Source organism: Streptomyces sp. NBC_00988 (genome assembly GCF_045162645.1).
Lineage (GTDB): Bacteria > Actinomycetota > Actinomycetes > Streptomycetales > Streptomycetaceae > Streptomyces.
The window spans coordinates 6,795,350-6,809,176 of sequence record NZ_CP108730.1 but is presented as its reverse complement, the minus strand read 5'-3'; the positions used below and the strand labels follow the sequence as shown (position 1 = coordinate 6,809,176).

Sequence of the window (13,827 nt, the reverse complement as noted above, 5' to 3'; positions counted from 1 at the left end):
AGACGGTGAAGGCCCCCTGCGGGGTCTCGCCGCGGTGTCCCATGTCGCCCACTCCACCGTCGCCCGTGTCCTCAACGGGGAGGTCCTGCCGGACATCGGCACCCTCACCCGCATCGAGGACGCCCTCGACGTGCAACTCTGGCCGGGGCCGGCCGCCGTCCGGGCAGCCGCTTCAGGCATGGGCGATATCATCTGACATGCCATGACGCTCCTCGCTGTGCGCAAGGGGCGACAACAGTCAGGGCGGCGCAGGGAGGCCGCCGGGGCGGGCCGCTGTGCGGTCGGTATCGGCAGTCGGCGGTCCGTGACCAGCCGGCGGCGCGGATCCCGGAAGAGGGCTGGGGCAGGTGTCCGCCCGGGGTGGCGACGCAAGCCCGGCGTCCAGGAGCTTCACGACTGTTCTGGAACATGATTTCCCCGCGTCATCGGTGGCCGGTTCCTGCGTTGCTGATCACCGCCAGACCGTGCCCGGAGCCCGGGAATCCCGGCGGACTGTCACGCGGTGACCGCTGACGCCGGAGGGGCCGGAGCCCAGGACCAGGCGGGCATGCCGGCATCGTCGGGGAGCAGGGCTCTCTCCGTGCCCGTCCCGCCAGCACGGTGAGGACGGGCAGCGCCCGGCAGGCGGTTCGACGGAGCGGACGCGTACCCCATGCCCAGCACGAGGACCGGCTGCTCCAGCACGCACGCGTCCCCGTCTTCCGCACCCTCGGGTAGCTCCGCACGGGAGTGCACCGTCCGCCTTCACGCCGCCGGGACCGGTGTGCCGCCGTCCGCAGCGAGTGGCTCCGGCGAGGGGCTGGCGCCAGGGGCATTGCGTGATTGGGATTAGTCCGGTTTGTCGGTCTCGTGAGTGACGTGGCGTCATGTCCGTTGTGCGGCAAGGGGCCCGGGAGAGCAGAACAGGCACGGTACTGGTGATCATGTGGTTGTCGAGACCCATGAGAACTGAGCGAGACCGTGCCTGCCCGAACATCATCGCCCATCCCTTCCGCACCGGGGAAACTCGACTCCCCGACTGATCCCCTCACCTCAAGCGATGTCGCTGACCTGCGGCGTTTCCTGATTCTGGTCGCCGATCCCCGCGATGCGCGAGGACTGCGGTATCCGGCCCTGGTCTTGGACTCGCATTGCTGGTTGGAGTTGAGGCAGTTTCGCGGTCTGTAGGGGTCCGGCACGCTGAGCCAACGAAAAATCGCGAGGGAGACCTGAGGGGATGGAAAACTCTCACTGGTCGCCACTCACGCGCCACAATTGCCGGAAGCCCTCTCGATCGAACCCGGAAATCTCTGTGACGACAGCGAGGAGCGCTATAGGGAAAATTACCATCGCCGCTAGCTTGTTCTGTCGACCTACATGCTTTGCCAGCCCTTCAATGGCCTGCTTCTCCTCGTTCGAGAGTTTCCGACCATTAATCGTGGCACGATCCGTCATTCTTTTTCGCTCACGGGAAACATGCCCGATGTTATTCTTCATCACATAAATGTAGGCGGCAGAAAGGAGCGCGAGATAGGTAACGATTGCCCCGACTGCGTCACCCCCGGGTTCGTGTGCCATAAGGAAGTTGGCCATCCATGAGATACTGACGCCGAGTAACGTGGCCAGGAAGCTATCCTGAAGGACTCCGGCTAGCGGCTTGGCAATCACATATTGCTTAACTGGGGAAGAACCCGGCAGTACGCTAGCGGAGAAGAACGGCAGCAGGATGCAAGCAGCCGCGCCAAGCGCCAGGGCCCACAGGCTGAATCCGACCCGTTGAAGGCCAACCGTAGATTGTATTGCTGGACCACTCATCCAAGCACTTGTCAGAGCACTGGTGAGACCGGCCGATATTGCAGTGAGAGACACGCCACAGCCAATGGGAAGGTTGTGCAGATATCCAATGTTGCTGATAACGCCTTCAGCGACGAACAGTCCGACAATGGTAGCGATGGCTGCCGAAAGGATCAGTTGCTTCCACCCGCCAAAACCTGCCAAAAGAAGCAGGAACATAATGGTGGACCATCCTGCACAGGTCAACGCCGCGAGAGCCGTACGCACGGTCGGTCGTGAAATCAAGCGGATGCATCGCAGGAATGTGATCATAATCACGAGGGCGGCCCCGAGAAGCATCAGCGAGGTGTAGGACCGGGAGATTCCGCCATTCCAATTCTCCGTTGGTGTTGTGCCCATAAAGAAGACAACGCAAGACAGAGCCGCAGCTGAGTACAAGGTGGATATTGTCAGATACGCCTGCCATTTGAGGACTGACAGCACCCCCGTTGGTCCCTCGCCCTGCTCGGCTTTGATAACAAGATCGAACCTGAGTCTGACGGCTCGCGCCGGCAGCAGCAGGATGAGGATCGCTGCGGCCACACCAGTGAATGTGGAATAGCGTTCCGCGGCCGTAGGGTTCTGCGCGAAGTAGCGTCCCGCAAGCCCGAGGGCCAACAGAGGCGCTCCGCATAGGGCCGCGAGTACGACGGACCTTCGAGGCTCGGCCGTGTCGAAGAGCAACGACCGCAACAGGAATAGCTCCGTTACGGCAAGGGCGAGGCCCGTTATACCTCCGACAGCCAGGCCGAGGACCGTGCCGTGTCGCACACTCGATGCAGCGTAGACGGGGCCAGCCGCGCAGATGGCCGGCAATATACATAGAGTGATCCGAGTAATGTCGAATCTTCCTCGGAGCCCGGCTGAACAGAAGGCGCCCACGAGGGCGGCTGAGAGCGCCGGAAGGGCTGAAGTCACCTCAAGGCTCGGTCTCGGTGGAAAGAGCGCGGCCAAAGCTACCGCTGGGACAGCGCTGGCCGCGACAACTACTGAGCACCTTTGCGTGGCGCCAGAACCGAGCGCCCAGCGAAGGGCGAACGCGAGCAACACCGCCGAGACGAGAACGGTGATTGCTGGCTGGGGAAAAAGAGAGTCCGAGTTATCCTCAGCCAGCAGGGCCGAGAAACCAAGTATCGGTATAAGGATTCCCAGAGAAGAGACCGATAGGAGCCACAGTGATGCGAACTGTGGCTCCCTGCGCGCTCGAAGCCACACCGCCACCGCGAGTCCGAAAAAAGAGCCGCAGCAGATGATAAGAAACATGGCGTGATACCAGCCGGGCAGATTGAATACATGCGGCGCCGGCAACGTCCAGTTCAGCCGGGGCCGCGTGTTCAGCAGCCACTGAAGTTGCAGAACTGCGCCACCGAGTGCAGCCAGTGATCCGGCGCCAAATATGATGCGGAGTTCACTTTTGTTCCACTCTCGAGGCGGACTCACAGATCGGACGAGAGAGTAAGCAAGTAGGGGTAGAAGTAATCCGTCGCCGATGGTCGCCGAGCGAAAAGTATAGAGGCCGGAGAGATCATTATCTCCCGCATTGAAGTGATAGAGAACAGCAAGTGCGCCGAATCCTGAGCAGAACACGGCACCCGCAGCAAATAAGGCCCATTTCCTCGGATTCAATGAAGTGGAATCGGCGGTAAGAGGCATACTCCTTCTCCATCCAGAGTCGCGTGCCGCTCTCGACGCCGCCGGGCTGGAAAACGCTGACGAGGTCGCGAATTCAAGCTGGTCGAAACTTCTTCCTGATGATAGCCGAAAATCGGACAGCGTAGGAGATTTTTCGAAGATCTCTTGCCCGGAACTGTGGCAGCTGAGATGATGAGCGATTTCAGCGTTGCCCTCCAGGGTAAGGTCGGCCGCTGCCATGGATCACATTTGATTCGTGCTACACCGAGCTCTGCGGAAGATGCACCAGGACTCCAGACAGGGCACACACCCCAGGGCTATTTCGAAGTTCGGTTGATCCAGTGATGGTGCTGGTCACATCTCGATGCCGATGCTCACAAGGGCGGCTACGAGCGCAACGAGGCTCCCGTTGTGAATGGATGACCTTGACCAGGCGCACATCAAGCGCTCCTGCTGAACCGCTGAGCAGCGGCCAGTGCGTATACATCGCGCACCTGGGCGGCAAACCGCTCCGGAGTGTGCTCCAACGCACGATTGCGGGCAGCAATCCCTATGACCCGGGCTCGCTCTGGATCGCAGAGCAGTCCACGCAGTGCCGCAGCGTAGGCGACGGGCTCGGGAGCCGCCAGTACGGTCGCCCCACCAAGTGGTCCGTATGTATGCAGACCAACATCGGTGAGTACGGTCGGAACCCCGGCCAGGGCTGCCTCTTGTTGCACCAGAGCCTGGACGTCCGTGAGGGACGGGAGCGCCAAGATCTCGGCCCCCGCGAACGCCTCGGCGACAACCTCCGGAGGCTGCTGACCGGTCACGACCACGCCAGCCATCTGCCCGAGCAGCCGACGCAGCCACCGTCGGTGATACACCTGCCCCACCAGGACCAACCGAACTGCGGGTACCTGACGCCGAAGCAGCCGGAACGAATCAACAAGCAACTGGACATTCTTCTCCGCCGCAACTCGCCCCACGAAGAGCACAACACGATCGTCGCGCGCGATGCCATACCTGGCCCGGAACCGATGCCCCGCATCAGGTTCCGTTTTCTGTCCGGCCAGGCCACTGGGAACGATAAAGATCCGATCCTCGCCCACCGGAAGCGCGAAACGGCGCAGCACTGAGCTTCTTCGAGTTGGCCACCGATCAGGTGATGGTCCATGGAGCGCAACGAGCGAGGCCCCCGGGCTGTTGATCGAGATGTCTGACGTCTCAACCACGCTGCTCGGGGGCCTCGTTGGTCATCTATCCTGCCGCACTCGACCTGCCCCATGCGCTCGTGGAGTGGCTCACCATGCTCATCGTCACCCGTGAGGGGGACCGGCGCTGCAAGCTCCGCCCGTCCCAGCGCGCGATAGTGGCACTGGTGTACCTGCGCGAACACACCACCCTGGCGAAGATCGCCGCCGGGTTCGGGATCAGCGAGTCCACCGCCCACGCCTACACCAGCGCGGTCATCCACCTGCTCGCCGAACGTGCGCCAGGACTGCTGAAGGTCCTGCGCGAGACCGATGCGGACTTCGTCCTGCTGGACGGCACCCTTGCGGAGTGCGACCGGGTCGGCGACGGCCGGGCCGACTACTCCCACAAACACCGCCGGCACGGCGTGAACGTGCAGGTGGTCACCGACCCAGGCGGCCGGCTGCTGTGGCTCTCACCCGCACTGCCCGGCCGATCCCACGACCTGACCGCTGCCCGCACCCACCGGATCATCCGCATCTGCGAGCGCCAGGGCGTCCCCATCCTGGCCGACCTCGCCTACCAGGGCGGCGGCCCCTGGCTGACCACAGGCATCAAACGAAGGCCCCTGCAGGAACTCACCCCCACCGAGAAGACCCTCAACCGGGCCCTGGCCGCAGCACGGGCACCGGTCGAACGCGGCGTCGCACGCCTGAAGTCCTGGCAGATCTTCCGCAGATCCCGATGCAGCCCAAACCGCATGACGTCAATCGCCAAAGGGTGCGGATCCTCTGAAGTGACGGTCGGGATCAAGCCGTGAGGCTGTACTTGTGCTGGTCGGGGCTGGGGTAGAGGCGTTGGTGTTCACGGGCCGTGTGGAAGACCCAGTAGCTCTCGAAGTCGCCGTTCGTGATCAGTGCGCGGAGTCGGAGGACGGCTTCGGCACCGTCAAGGCCCCAGCGGGCGCCGGTGATGTCGAGGCGGTCGCCGATCAGGTGGCGGCATGCGCCTTCGACGGCGCCGGTGGCGATCGGCCAGCCGGCCGCGAGGGCGGTGTCGTAGTGAAGCTGATCGAGGTGGCCGGCGAGGTAACGGTGGCAGATGGTAACTGCCTCGCGGCGGGCGGCAGGAAGCCGTTCGGCTGCAGCCTGGGCGGTCATCTCGGTGGCGGCGCGCTCGGCGTGTCCGGCGAGGATCGCGGTGAGTTTGTCCGCGGCCCAGGTCTCGGCCTCGCGGCTGCCGGGCGGATGGAAAGCATGCGCCGCTGTCCAGCAGTACTCCGCGACATGGACGAAGTCGAGCAGGACGTTGAGGCGGATGCCGCGGCGGGCGGCTTCGGCTTGGATCAGGTCGAGTTGGTGGCGGGCGCCGTCAACGAGCACGATCCAGTCCCGCAGATGCTGCGGATCGCGGGCCTCGGCCTGGTCGAAGGCGTCGGCGACGACCCGTTCTGGGGGACGGATCACTGAGGCGGTGCACCATTTGTGCTGTGCTGTCGGGCCCGGCCGTGCGGGCCGGGCCTGGCTGCGGCCGCCGGGCGGATGAACGATGTCGTGCGGCCGACGCGGGGCGGGCGCGATGTCGAAGATGCAGGCCACGGTCGCCATGCGCTTGCGGTTGGGTTTCTCCCCCGGAGCCAGGCGTCCGCGCCGTCCGGCCGCCGCGGTCTTGGCCGCGGCCCGGCGGGTGGCTTCGCGTAGTGCTTCGGGCCGCATCACCACACCCTTGCCGTCGACCTGGATGACCAGCGGCATCTCGCGGGTGCACGGGGTGGGGATCCTCACCGTGTAGTAGGCGGCGATGTCGACGGCGGCAGCGACCACCAGCTCTTTGAGACGGCGCTTGCCGAGCACTCTTCCGCACCGTCGCTCGATCGCGGCCTGGGCCTGGTCGAACGAGCCGCGAACCGCCTCCAGAACCGCGAGGCGGGCAAGCCCGCGGGAGTGCCGGCCGGCGGGGAGCGACAGGTCCGCATCCGCCGGGTGCACGTTGGACACGCCCCGGCCGCGATAGGCGATCCTGTTCACCCGGACCGGCCCGAACACGCAGGTCAGCCAGCGGGGGTGGTTGCTCTCCCGCCAGGTCCGCGGCTGTCCTTCCGGCCCGCGCACCGCCGGTTGCCCTGCGTTGATGCGGGCCGCGGCTTCTTCCGTCCTCGCCCGCAGGTCGAGGTGATCCTGCATCAACTGCCGCAGCAACTCGCGTCCTTGCTGTTCGAGCAGTTCCTCCAGCTCGTCATGGGCCATACCCCGCGCCGGGGCGCCGGCCAGCGTCGAGACGAGGCGTTCGAAGGCACCACGGGAGGCGGCATACGCGTCAGGCCCGGATAAGGCGTCATAGGGTTCCATCTGGGGCTCTTCTTCGGCTCTTCTGCGATTCGTTTGGTTGGCACCTTCGAATCTACGGAGAAGAGCCCCTTGGTCACCGGGAGTTGACCCGGCCGGCGTCCCCGTCATGGCGGGCGAGGGTGAACCGTCCCGGCGCGTCCTCGTCCAGCCAGCCCCGCTCCACCAGACGCTTCAGCTTCCCCCGGGTCCCCTCGATCTTCGCCGTCGTGGCCTCCAGCCCGATCCGCGGCACGATCTGCTTGGCCTGCAACGGACCTGGAGCATCAGCGACGATCTCCACGATGTCCCGGTACACGTCCGGCAGCACTTGAACGACCAGGCCCTCCCGCCACGGCGGCACCGCCATCACCCCGATGCCGTGAGGCGCCGGCGCTTCCTTGGGCTCCGGCCCATCGGCCGCCTCTACTTCCGGCGCTGCCTGGGCGGCCGACAACTCCGCCAGCACCTGCGCGACGGTCTCCCGCGTGATCTCCAACCGCGACAGATCCACCCGGGCCCTCTCCAGCCGCACGGCCAACTCCGCAGCTTCGGCCTGGAGTTCTTCCACCCGCTGTCGAGCCGCGGCCTCCCGCGCCTGGAGCTCTTCCGGCAACGACACCATGGCGCCCACCTCCACCTCGCCACGGTAGGAGTACGACGGCACCGCTCACACGTCAATCAGCGTCTTCCCAGCTCAGCTGTCCCTCGAAAGGATCCGCACCCATCGCCAAAGCCATCCTCACCCTGGAGCGGCAACGCTGAAGAAACTCACTGATCGACCCGGCACAATCACGGCATCTGCATCACGCATTAGCAGCGCCAGCACCCCGTCGATGGCCCCGGTCAGGCCTGGCGCCGTCGGCGGAACCGACGTGCCGAGCCGGGCAGCGAACAGCCGCAGGCCGACCCTCGCCATCAACGCAGGGGCCTGGTTGGCCACCGCTTGAGACTGCGCATCGGAGTGATGAGTGTGTACCACCGGGACATCCAGCTGCCGCCCGACAAGTACACCCAACAATCCCGCTGGGCCGGGGGTGTGCACATGCACCAGGTCGGGCCGCCAGGCCGCCACACGCTCGAGCTGCCGCTTACCGGGCCAGGCCAGCCGGAGTCCGACCACACCAGAGGGAAGCGACGGAAGTTGGAACAGACCGGCCCGTTCAGCCAGTTCGGGGTGAGATGGAACCACCGTCAGAGACTTAACCCCCGCCTCAGCCAAAGCGCCCGTCAAAACCCCCATAGAAGTCAGAACGCCGCATCTTCGCGGCAGGTAGGTATCACTGAAGTGCGCAATCCGCTCAGGTGTTTTGGCGGCCATTTGAATCTCCAGGTGGGGCACGACGACGGAGGTCACCTCGGGGTGGCTGGCGGCGCAGCAGCGTTCACTTCAGCGTGCGGCGATATCCGCCGCGACCCCGGCCACGAAGTAGTCCACCATCGGCAGATAGGTATTCGCGGGCATGCTGGCATGTATCACTACATCCACAAGGTGGTCGTACGTCTCCTGGACACGAGCCTCCCGCATCCCGGGAGTGTCCGCCACGGTCTGCTCTGATCCAGCGTTCCGAAGATCACGAACCTTCCTCAGCAGCGCCGGCAGCACAGGGGGCTGCACCTGGAGTCGCAGTCCTCGGGTTGCGATGACCGCCATCGGCGTCGGCGCCCGCACCAGACCAGGGCTATTGCATGATCGAGATCTGTCTGGGTTCGTCACGTGAGACCGAGGGCTCGTAGGGGCCGGTGTGGCGGAGGGCGGCGGCGATGTTGGTCTGGCCGTCCTGGCGGAAGAAGCTGATGGCGAGGTTGCGCAGGGAGGCCATGGCGCGGGGCAGGTGGCCGGTGCGGACCTTGGAGTCGTCCTCGCGGAACGTGCGGTCCCGCACGTGGTGCAGGAGGTTCTCGATGCCCCAGTGGCCTCTGATCCAGGTGGCGAGTTCGGTGCAGGTGGCGTCGAAGACGCTCAGGCTGGTGATCAGGTAGACGCACTCGATGGTCAGCTTCCCGGTGTTCAAGTCGCGTCGCCACCGTACGACTTGGATCGCCTGGCGGGCGCCGGGGTAGGCGAGGTGGCTGAACGCGGCGACCTTGAGCCGGCGGATCTCGTCGCGGTGGTGGGCGTGGTCGCGGGTGCGGTGCCCGAGCGGGATGTCGCGCCAGGGCAGCTTCCTGACCTGGGCATACAGGCCCGGATGGTTCTTCTTCACGACGGCCACGTAGTGCGCGCCGCGACTGGTCAGATAGGCCCCGTGGTCGTGCTGGGTGTGCAGGGCGTCGGCGGTCACCACCGTGTTCTCCAGCGCGAGACCGTCCAGCAATGGCGCGAAGGAGGGGATCTCGTTGCTCTTGGAAGCGACCTGCCGCTGGGCCAGGACCACGCTAACCGGTTCGTCCAGAAAAGCCGCTGGGACCCCACCTCCGCACTCGCGGACTGAGCGTCAAAGAGATCGTTAGCGCGCAGCCGCAGCCGCAGCCGCAGCCGCAGCCGCAGGTGTCAGCTCAAGCGGAAGGCGGCCGCCGCTGTGACTCTGACGTCGGGTGCTTCTGCGATGTGTTCTCGCAGTACAGACGGCGCACGTTCAAATCGATCCGCACCGGACGTCCGCCGAGCGCGGTGTCAGCGAGATGCCGCACACAACGGCTGTGGCTCCACTCGCTTCTCGTCCCGCACCCGTACACCCCGCCGAGGTGCCGGATCTGGTCCAGGCCCGGACCACTACGCAAGGGCCGGAGACATCGACCGCCTCCACCGGCACATCCGCCAAATGCGGTAACACAGAGGGCGATTCAGCAGACCGCAGCCTGAGACTGCCCGATATTCGGCTCCGTCGGTTGGGCCGACCTTCGAGATCGCGAATCCCACAAGAGGCGACCTCGCAAGGGGACTCACTGCTCTCGCCGCGCCCCAGGTCAAGACGGCCGAGCGGGACATGCCGACCGGTGGCACTCTCCCTCTTCCTGCTGAGTTGGCGGACCTGTACGGGTGTTGCACGCCGACGGCGTCGGTCGTGTGACACCTGTGCGCCTGCGCGCCGTACCCCCGCGCGGTAGGACGGCAGCCCGGTAGGGCAGCATCTGCTCAGCTTCCGCCTGACCGTGAGGGGTCATCATGCGTTCCACCCGCCGCGCCGCATCATCCGTGCTGTTCACCTGCCTGGTGCTCGCGGGCTGCTCGCCCACGTCGCTCGGCGGCTCAAGTTCGAGCTCGGGCGCCTCTGGGGGTGGTAGTCCGGCCGCCGGCGGGGCGGGCACGGGTGCCCAGGGCGGGAGTTCGGGGCGGGCGATCGCGGTGGGTGCGGGTCCGCAGAAGACGTACACGGTCCAACAGCAGCCGACCGCGGGCACCTGCCACTACCGGTACCTCAAGGGCGAGCCGCTGGAGGACCCCAAGTGCACGCCCGGTGCGATCTCCCCGGCGGTCACGCAGTCGAATCTGAAGTCGACCATCTGCCGCAAGGGCGGCTACACCTCCGGCATCCGCCCTTCCACGTCCGTCACGGGCAGGGAGAAGAAGCTGAATGCCGCCTCCTACGGCTTCACCGGCCGCATGAGCGATGCCGAGTACGACCACCTGATCAGCCTGCAGCTGGGCGGGGACCCGAATGACTACCGCAACTTGTGGGTGGAGCCCGCCGATCCCGGCCACAAGAAGGGTTCCGGGGTCAACAACGCCAAGGATCCTGTGGAGACGAAGCTGCACACCGCGGTCTGCAAGGGCACTGTCACCCTCGCCGCCGCTCAGAAGGCCATCGTCACCGACTGGACCACGGCTCTGAGCGTCCTTCACCTCGGCGGATAGAGGCGGCTGAAGGAGGGAGAGCTCTCGTCGGGCTGGAGGATGGCTCCCTGTTGAACAGACTTTGAGGGGCCGCAGCCTCGGAAACCGAAGACGGTGGATGGTCTCTGATCACATAGCCTCTCCTGGCATACACACGACAAGGGGAGGGCCATGAGAGGCAGAACGGCCTGGGCCGCGGCCTGTGGGGCTGCGGCCTTGGTGCTGACGTCGACGACCGGGGCGCACGCAGAGGGGCGGGGTGACGTCCGGGTGGTGAAGACCGTCGTCAATGGTGGCGGCAACGTCATCGTGGGCACGGCGAAGGCAATCAGCTACCCGGTCGACATCACCGTCAAGGACAACTCGGGGGTGAAGGGGCTCACGCACGTCAGCACCTTCAACAGGACGCGCCTCTACAGCTTCGCGGACTGGAACGGCGACTCGTCCTGCATGAGGAAGAGCGCGACGACCTCGGTGTGCCGGGCCACGATGACCATCGACCCTGCCTGGATCGCCGACAGCGACGACATCGACTCCAACCAGCTCGCCGGCGTCTGGCAGGTCAACGCGACCGTCAAGGCGAAGGACAGCGACTACTGGATCTCCGACGACATCGCCGAGTACAAGGTCAAGCGGGCCGCCCAGCTCACCACAGTGATCGCACCCGAGAAGGTCGCCAAGAACGCCAAGGTGACGGTCACCGGCAAGCTGTCGCGGGCCAACTGGGAGGACCGCAAGTACCACGGGTTCCCCGGGCAGCAGGTCAAGCTCCAGTTTAGGAAGACGGGCGCCGCCCACTACAGCACGGTCAAGACCGTCACGACGGGCAACATCGGGCAACTGACGACCAAGGTGACCGTCACCTCGGCAGGCAGCTGGCGCTGGTACTTCCCCGGCACCACAACCACCTCGCTGAAGGCGTCGGCCGGGGACACCCTCAACCTGAAGTAGCCAACGGCCCCAGAGGTCCTCTTTGGCCACCGCGCATCCAATTCGTAGTCGTCACGCCGACGATGAGTCGGATGGTGGCCAAGCAGCCGCCGTCATCACGAGTTGCCACGACCCTTCATGACGCCCTACCCAGCACCCGTCGCACCGGTTCCCGAGGGCGACGTCACCGACCACAGCGCGAGGCGTCCGCGAGATCTCCTCGTTCCTCGAGGGCGCCGCCGGGCGCGCGGCTGTGCTGGTCGTATGCGCCGAACTGCTGCAGTCCGTTTCATGCGGTGACCACCCTGAACTGACGCCCACGCTGCGGGCCCTGGTCGACGAGCGCCTTCAGGCCGTGCGGTAGCCGTCGGCGCTTGCGCAACCACCGCTACCCCCCTTGCTGCACTCCGTCGCCCAGTTCACTCCGCTGGGAAGCGCCCTGGCCCGCCCGCTTGTTCGTGTGCTTCGAACCCAGGGTGACGGCCTTGCTACGAGGGTCACTGCTGCGTGACGGTCCGCCGGGTCTGTCCTGGTGCCGCAGCTGGCGGATACATGCTCGCCTCTCCGAACCACCAGAGGGGCAGATCATGCTGACGAAAGTCCGGGGAGCTGTTGCGGCGGCAGTGATGGCGGGGGCGTTGCTGGTACCTGTAGTCGTGGCGACCGATGCGGCGGCCGCGTCGTGCGCGCGGCACACGACGGGTGTCTGCAAGGCGAACTCGCCGCATCCGCGCGGGGCTACCGCGAAGTGCAAGGACGGCAGCTACTCCTTCAGTGCCCACGCCCGCGGGACGTGCTCCCACCACCGGGGCGTCAAGTACTGGTACCGGTAGACGGCACACGGCACCGCTGCCAGGAGGCGCCGCAGCAGCCTTCGATCATCGCCGCGACCTCGGACGACGAACAGTGTCAGCGGTCATGTAATTCCCCACTAGGAGCCCCAACTTCCCCGCCCGCGCGTTCGAACAGGGCCGATGTCTCCTGCGGCTGGTGATCGGCAGGGGGTCTCCGGTCGGCTTAGCTGATAACAGCTAGCTCGCGCCCCGTCTCGTGCCTCAAAATTCTCGGCGTGACAGACACGGGACCCACCGAAGAAGAGACGCCGGACGGGTTGCTGGGCTGGTGCCTGGTGGCCAACGTGGCGCGAGAAACGGCGCACGGCGAGAGCGGCCTCGACATCCAGCACGGCACGAAGCACTTCCGCGCAGGCGCCCTGCTCTGGCTCCCGCCTGTCCGCTGGGACCCTGGCCACGGTCGCTGGCCTGCGGTGGGCCGGCACCGAGGCAACGGCCGCCGGTACGTCCACATGATCGTACGCGCGGATGACCTGGAGAACTTCCGGGTCAAGGGTGTCTACAGCGAAGCTCTGGTGCGCAGCCTCAACGGCTACGAGCACGACCCGGCCGCCCCGCGGACCCTGCAGAACCCGTGGACCCGCGAGCGGGCCCAGGACCGGGCGGATGCCCGGAACCACTTCCGGGAGGCTCTCTTCATCGACGGCCATCGCTACGCCCACCCGCGGATTTCCGTTCCCAACCCTCCACCGGCAGAGATCCAGATCGACGGTGAAACCCTCCACCTCGTCAGCTACGGCACCTGGGGAGCCCACTACAGCCGCACACCCGCTCCCGTGGAATGGACCCCCGAGTCCTGATCCGCACGTTCGAACGTTAGGGCGGGGAAGTTGGCGCCACCGGTGGGGAATTACGTGACGTTCCACAGTGCACCACATCTTTTGGCTTGGAGGAGCAACTCCAGCACGAGGCAAGCAACGGCCACATTCAGGACCGGGTGAGGCGCTCAGCTGGCCACCTTGTGCTGCTCACGGTGCGACCGCCCTGGCCTGATCCGGCAACGGGTCCTGACCTGCAGTAATCGACTGAGCGTCTCCGAATCAAGGGATGTGCGTTCTGGAGCACTCTCCTGGCCATCCGCTGACCTGCGGCGATGGAGTTTTCTACAAGCCCCGAAGGCCCCCACTGCCATCTGGGGGCCTTCACGCTCAGACATCCTCGATCACGCCAGCAACCCCTTCGAACGGTTCATCGTCATCTTGGTCGCCGTCCACGCACTTGCCAGAACCACCATCCTGCGCAAGGACGTCGACCTCGCTGCTGGACGGCTGGCCGTCCGGCGCGGGAGCCGGCCAGCCGACGAACCACCGACCCACACCCGACA

Annotated in this window: 13 protein-coding genes; 6 read left to right on the top strand and 7 right to left on the bottom strand. The window is 65.7% G+C overall.

What is annotated here, in order from left to right:
* Positions 1-34: 34 nt before the first annotated feature.
* The gene (locus tag OG496_RS31275; RefSeq protein WP_405973287.1) at positions 35-196 is read left to right on the top strand and encodes a hypothetical protein; all 162 of its coding nucleotides are present in this window, start codon (positions 35-37) and stop codon (positions 194-196) included.
* 1,031 nt (positions 197-1,227) lie between these two features.
* Here OG496_RS31275 and OG496_RS31270 read toward each other — a convergent pair.
* Complete coding sequence (locus OG496_RS31270; RefSeq protein ID WP_405973286.1) at positions 1,228-3,684, bottom strand: hypothetical protein; 2,457 nt, start codon at positions 3,682-3,684, stop codon at positions 1,228-1,230.
* Positions 3,685-3,884: 200 nt separating this feature from the next.
* Positions 3,885-4,412: a glycosyltransferase family 4 protein gene (locus tag OG496_RS31265; protein ID WP_405976747.1), complete on the bottom strand. Its 528-nt coding sequence runs from the start codon at positions 4,410-4,412 to the stop codon at positions 3,885-3,887.
* 263 nt (positions 4,413-4,675) lie between these two features.
* Between OG496_RS31265 and OG496_RS31260 the strand changes: the two genes are divergently transcribed.
* Complete coding sequence (locus tag OG496_RS31260; protein ID WP_405973285.1) at positions 4,676-5,437, top strand: transposase family protein; 762 nt, start codon at positions 4,676-4,678, stop codon at positions 5,435-5,437.
* Here the strand turns inward: OG496_RS31260 and OG496_RS31255 are convergent.
* The 5 genes from OG496_RS31255 to OG496_RS31235 all read right to left on the bottom strand — a co-directional run bounded on the left by OG496_RS31255 (position 5,427) and on the right by OG496_RS31235 (position 9,319).
* Positions 5,427-6,965 carry an ISKra4 family transposase gene (locus OG496_RS31255; protein WP_405969166.1) on the bottom strand — a complete coding sequence of 513 codons (1,539 nt, stop codon included), beginning with the start codon at positions 6,963-6,965 and terminating at the stop codon, positions 5,427-5,429. The two genes, OG496_RS31260 and OG496_RS31255, sit on opposite strands and share 11 nt — an antisense overlap.
* Before the next feature lie 73 nt (positions 6,966-7,038).
* Positions 7,039-7,566 (bottom strand): hypothetical protein, encoded by a 528-nt coding sequence (locus OG496_RS31250; protein ID WP_405969167.1) that lies wholly within the window; start codon positions 7,564-7,566, stop codon positions 7,039-7,041.
* Between the two features lie 117 nt (positions 7,567-7,683).
* Entirely contained in the window at positions 7,684-8,298 is a 615-nt protein-coding gene (locus OG496_RS31245) for a glycosyltransferase (RefSeq protein WP_405973284.1), read from the bottom strand.
* Between the two features lie 33 nt (positions 8,299-8,331).
* Complete coding sequence (locus OG496_RS31240) at positions 8,332-8,469, bottom strand: hypothetical protein (RefSeq protein WP_405973283.1); 138 nt, start codon at positions 8,467-8,469, stop codon at positions 8,332-8,334.
* Positions 8,470-8,623: 154 nt separating this feature from the next.
* Positions 8,624-9,319 carry an ISAs1 family transposase gene (locus OG496_RS31235; protein ID WP_405973282.1) on the bottom strand — a complete coding sequence of 232 codons (696 nt, stop codon included), beginning with the start codon at positions 9,317-9,319 and terminating at the stop codon, positions 8,624-8,626.
* Between the two features lie 731 nt (positions 9,320-10,050).
* On the opposite strand from OG496_RS31235, the gene OG496_RS31230 reads away from it, so the two are divergent.
* From OG496_RS31230 to OG496_RS31215, 4 genes are all read left to right on the top strand, one after another.
* Positions 10,051-10,740, top strand: a complete 690-nt coding sequence (locus OG496_RS31230) for a hypothetical protein (RefSeq protein ID WP_405973281.1) — start codon at positions 10,051-10,053, stop codon at positions 10,738-10,740.
* Positions 10,741-10,890: 150 nt separating this feature from the next.
* Complete coding sequence (locus OG496_RS31225; protein ID WP_405973280.1) at positions 10,891-11,670, top strand: hypothetical protein; 780 nt, start codon at positions 10,891-10,893, stop codon at positions 11,668-11,670.
* A 566-nt stretch (positions 11,671-12,236) separates the two neighbouring features.
* Positions 12,237-12,482, top strand: a complete 246-nt coding sequence (locus OG496_RS31220) for a DUF3761 domain-containing protein (RefSeq protein WP_405973279.1) — start codon at positions 12,237-12,239, stop codon at positions 12,480-12,482.
* A 236-nt stretch (positions 12,483-12,718) separates the two neighbouring features.
* The gene (locus tag OG496_RS31215; protein ID WP_405973278.1) at positions 12,719-13,303 is read left to right on the top strand and encodes a hypothetical protein; all 585 of its coding nucleotides are present in this window, start codon (positions 12,719-12,721) and stop codon (positions 13,301-13,303) included.
* The last annotated feature ends 524 nt before the right edge of the window (positions 13,304-13,827 follow it).

Bases quoted from the DNA above. Each gene is read 5' to 3' on its own strand.
- OG496_RS31270 (WP_405973286.1), bottom strand. From the start codon at position 3,684: ATGGCAGCGGCCGACCTTACCCTGGAGGGCAACGCTGAAATCGCTCAT.
- OG496_RS31255 (WP_405969166.1), bottom strand. From the start codon at position 6,965: ATGGAACCCTATGACGCCTTATCCGGGCCTGACGCGTATGCCGCCTCC.
- OG496_RS31250 (WP_405969167.1), bottom strand. From the start codon at position 7,566: ATGGTGTCGTTGCCGGAAGAGCTCCAGGCGCGGGAGGCCGCGGCTCGA.
- OG496_RS31240 (WP_405973283.1), bottom strand. From the start codon at position 8,469: ATGCGGGAGGCTCGTGTCCAGGAGACGTACGACCACCTTGTGGATGTA.
- OG496_RS31230 (WP_405973281.1), top strand. From the start codon at position 10,051: ATGCGTTCCACCCGCCGCGCCGCATCATCCGTGCTGTTCACCTGCCTG.
- OG496_RS31225 (WP_405973280.1), top strand. From the start codon at position 10,891: ATGAGAGGCAGAACGGCCTGGGCCGCGGCCTGTGGGGCTGCGGCCTTG.
- OG496_RS31220 (WP_405973279.1), top strand. From the start codon at position 12,237: ATGCTGACGAAAGTCCGGGGAGCTGTTGCGGCGGCAGTGATGGCGGGG.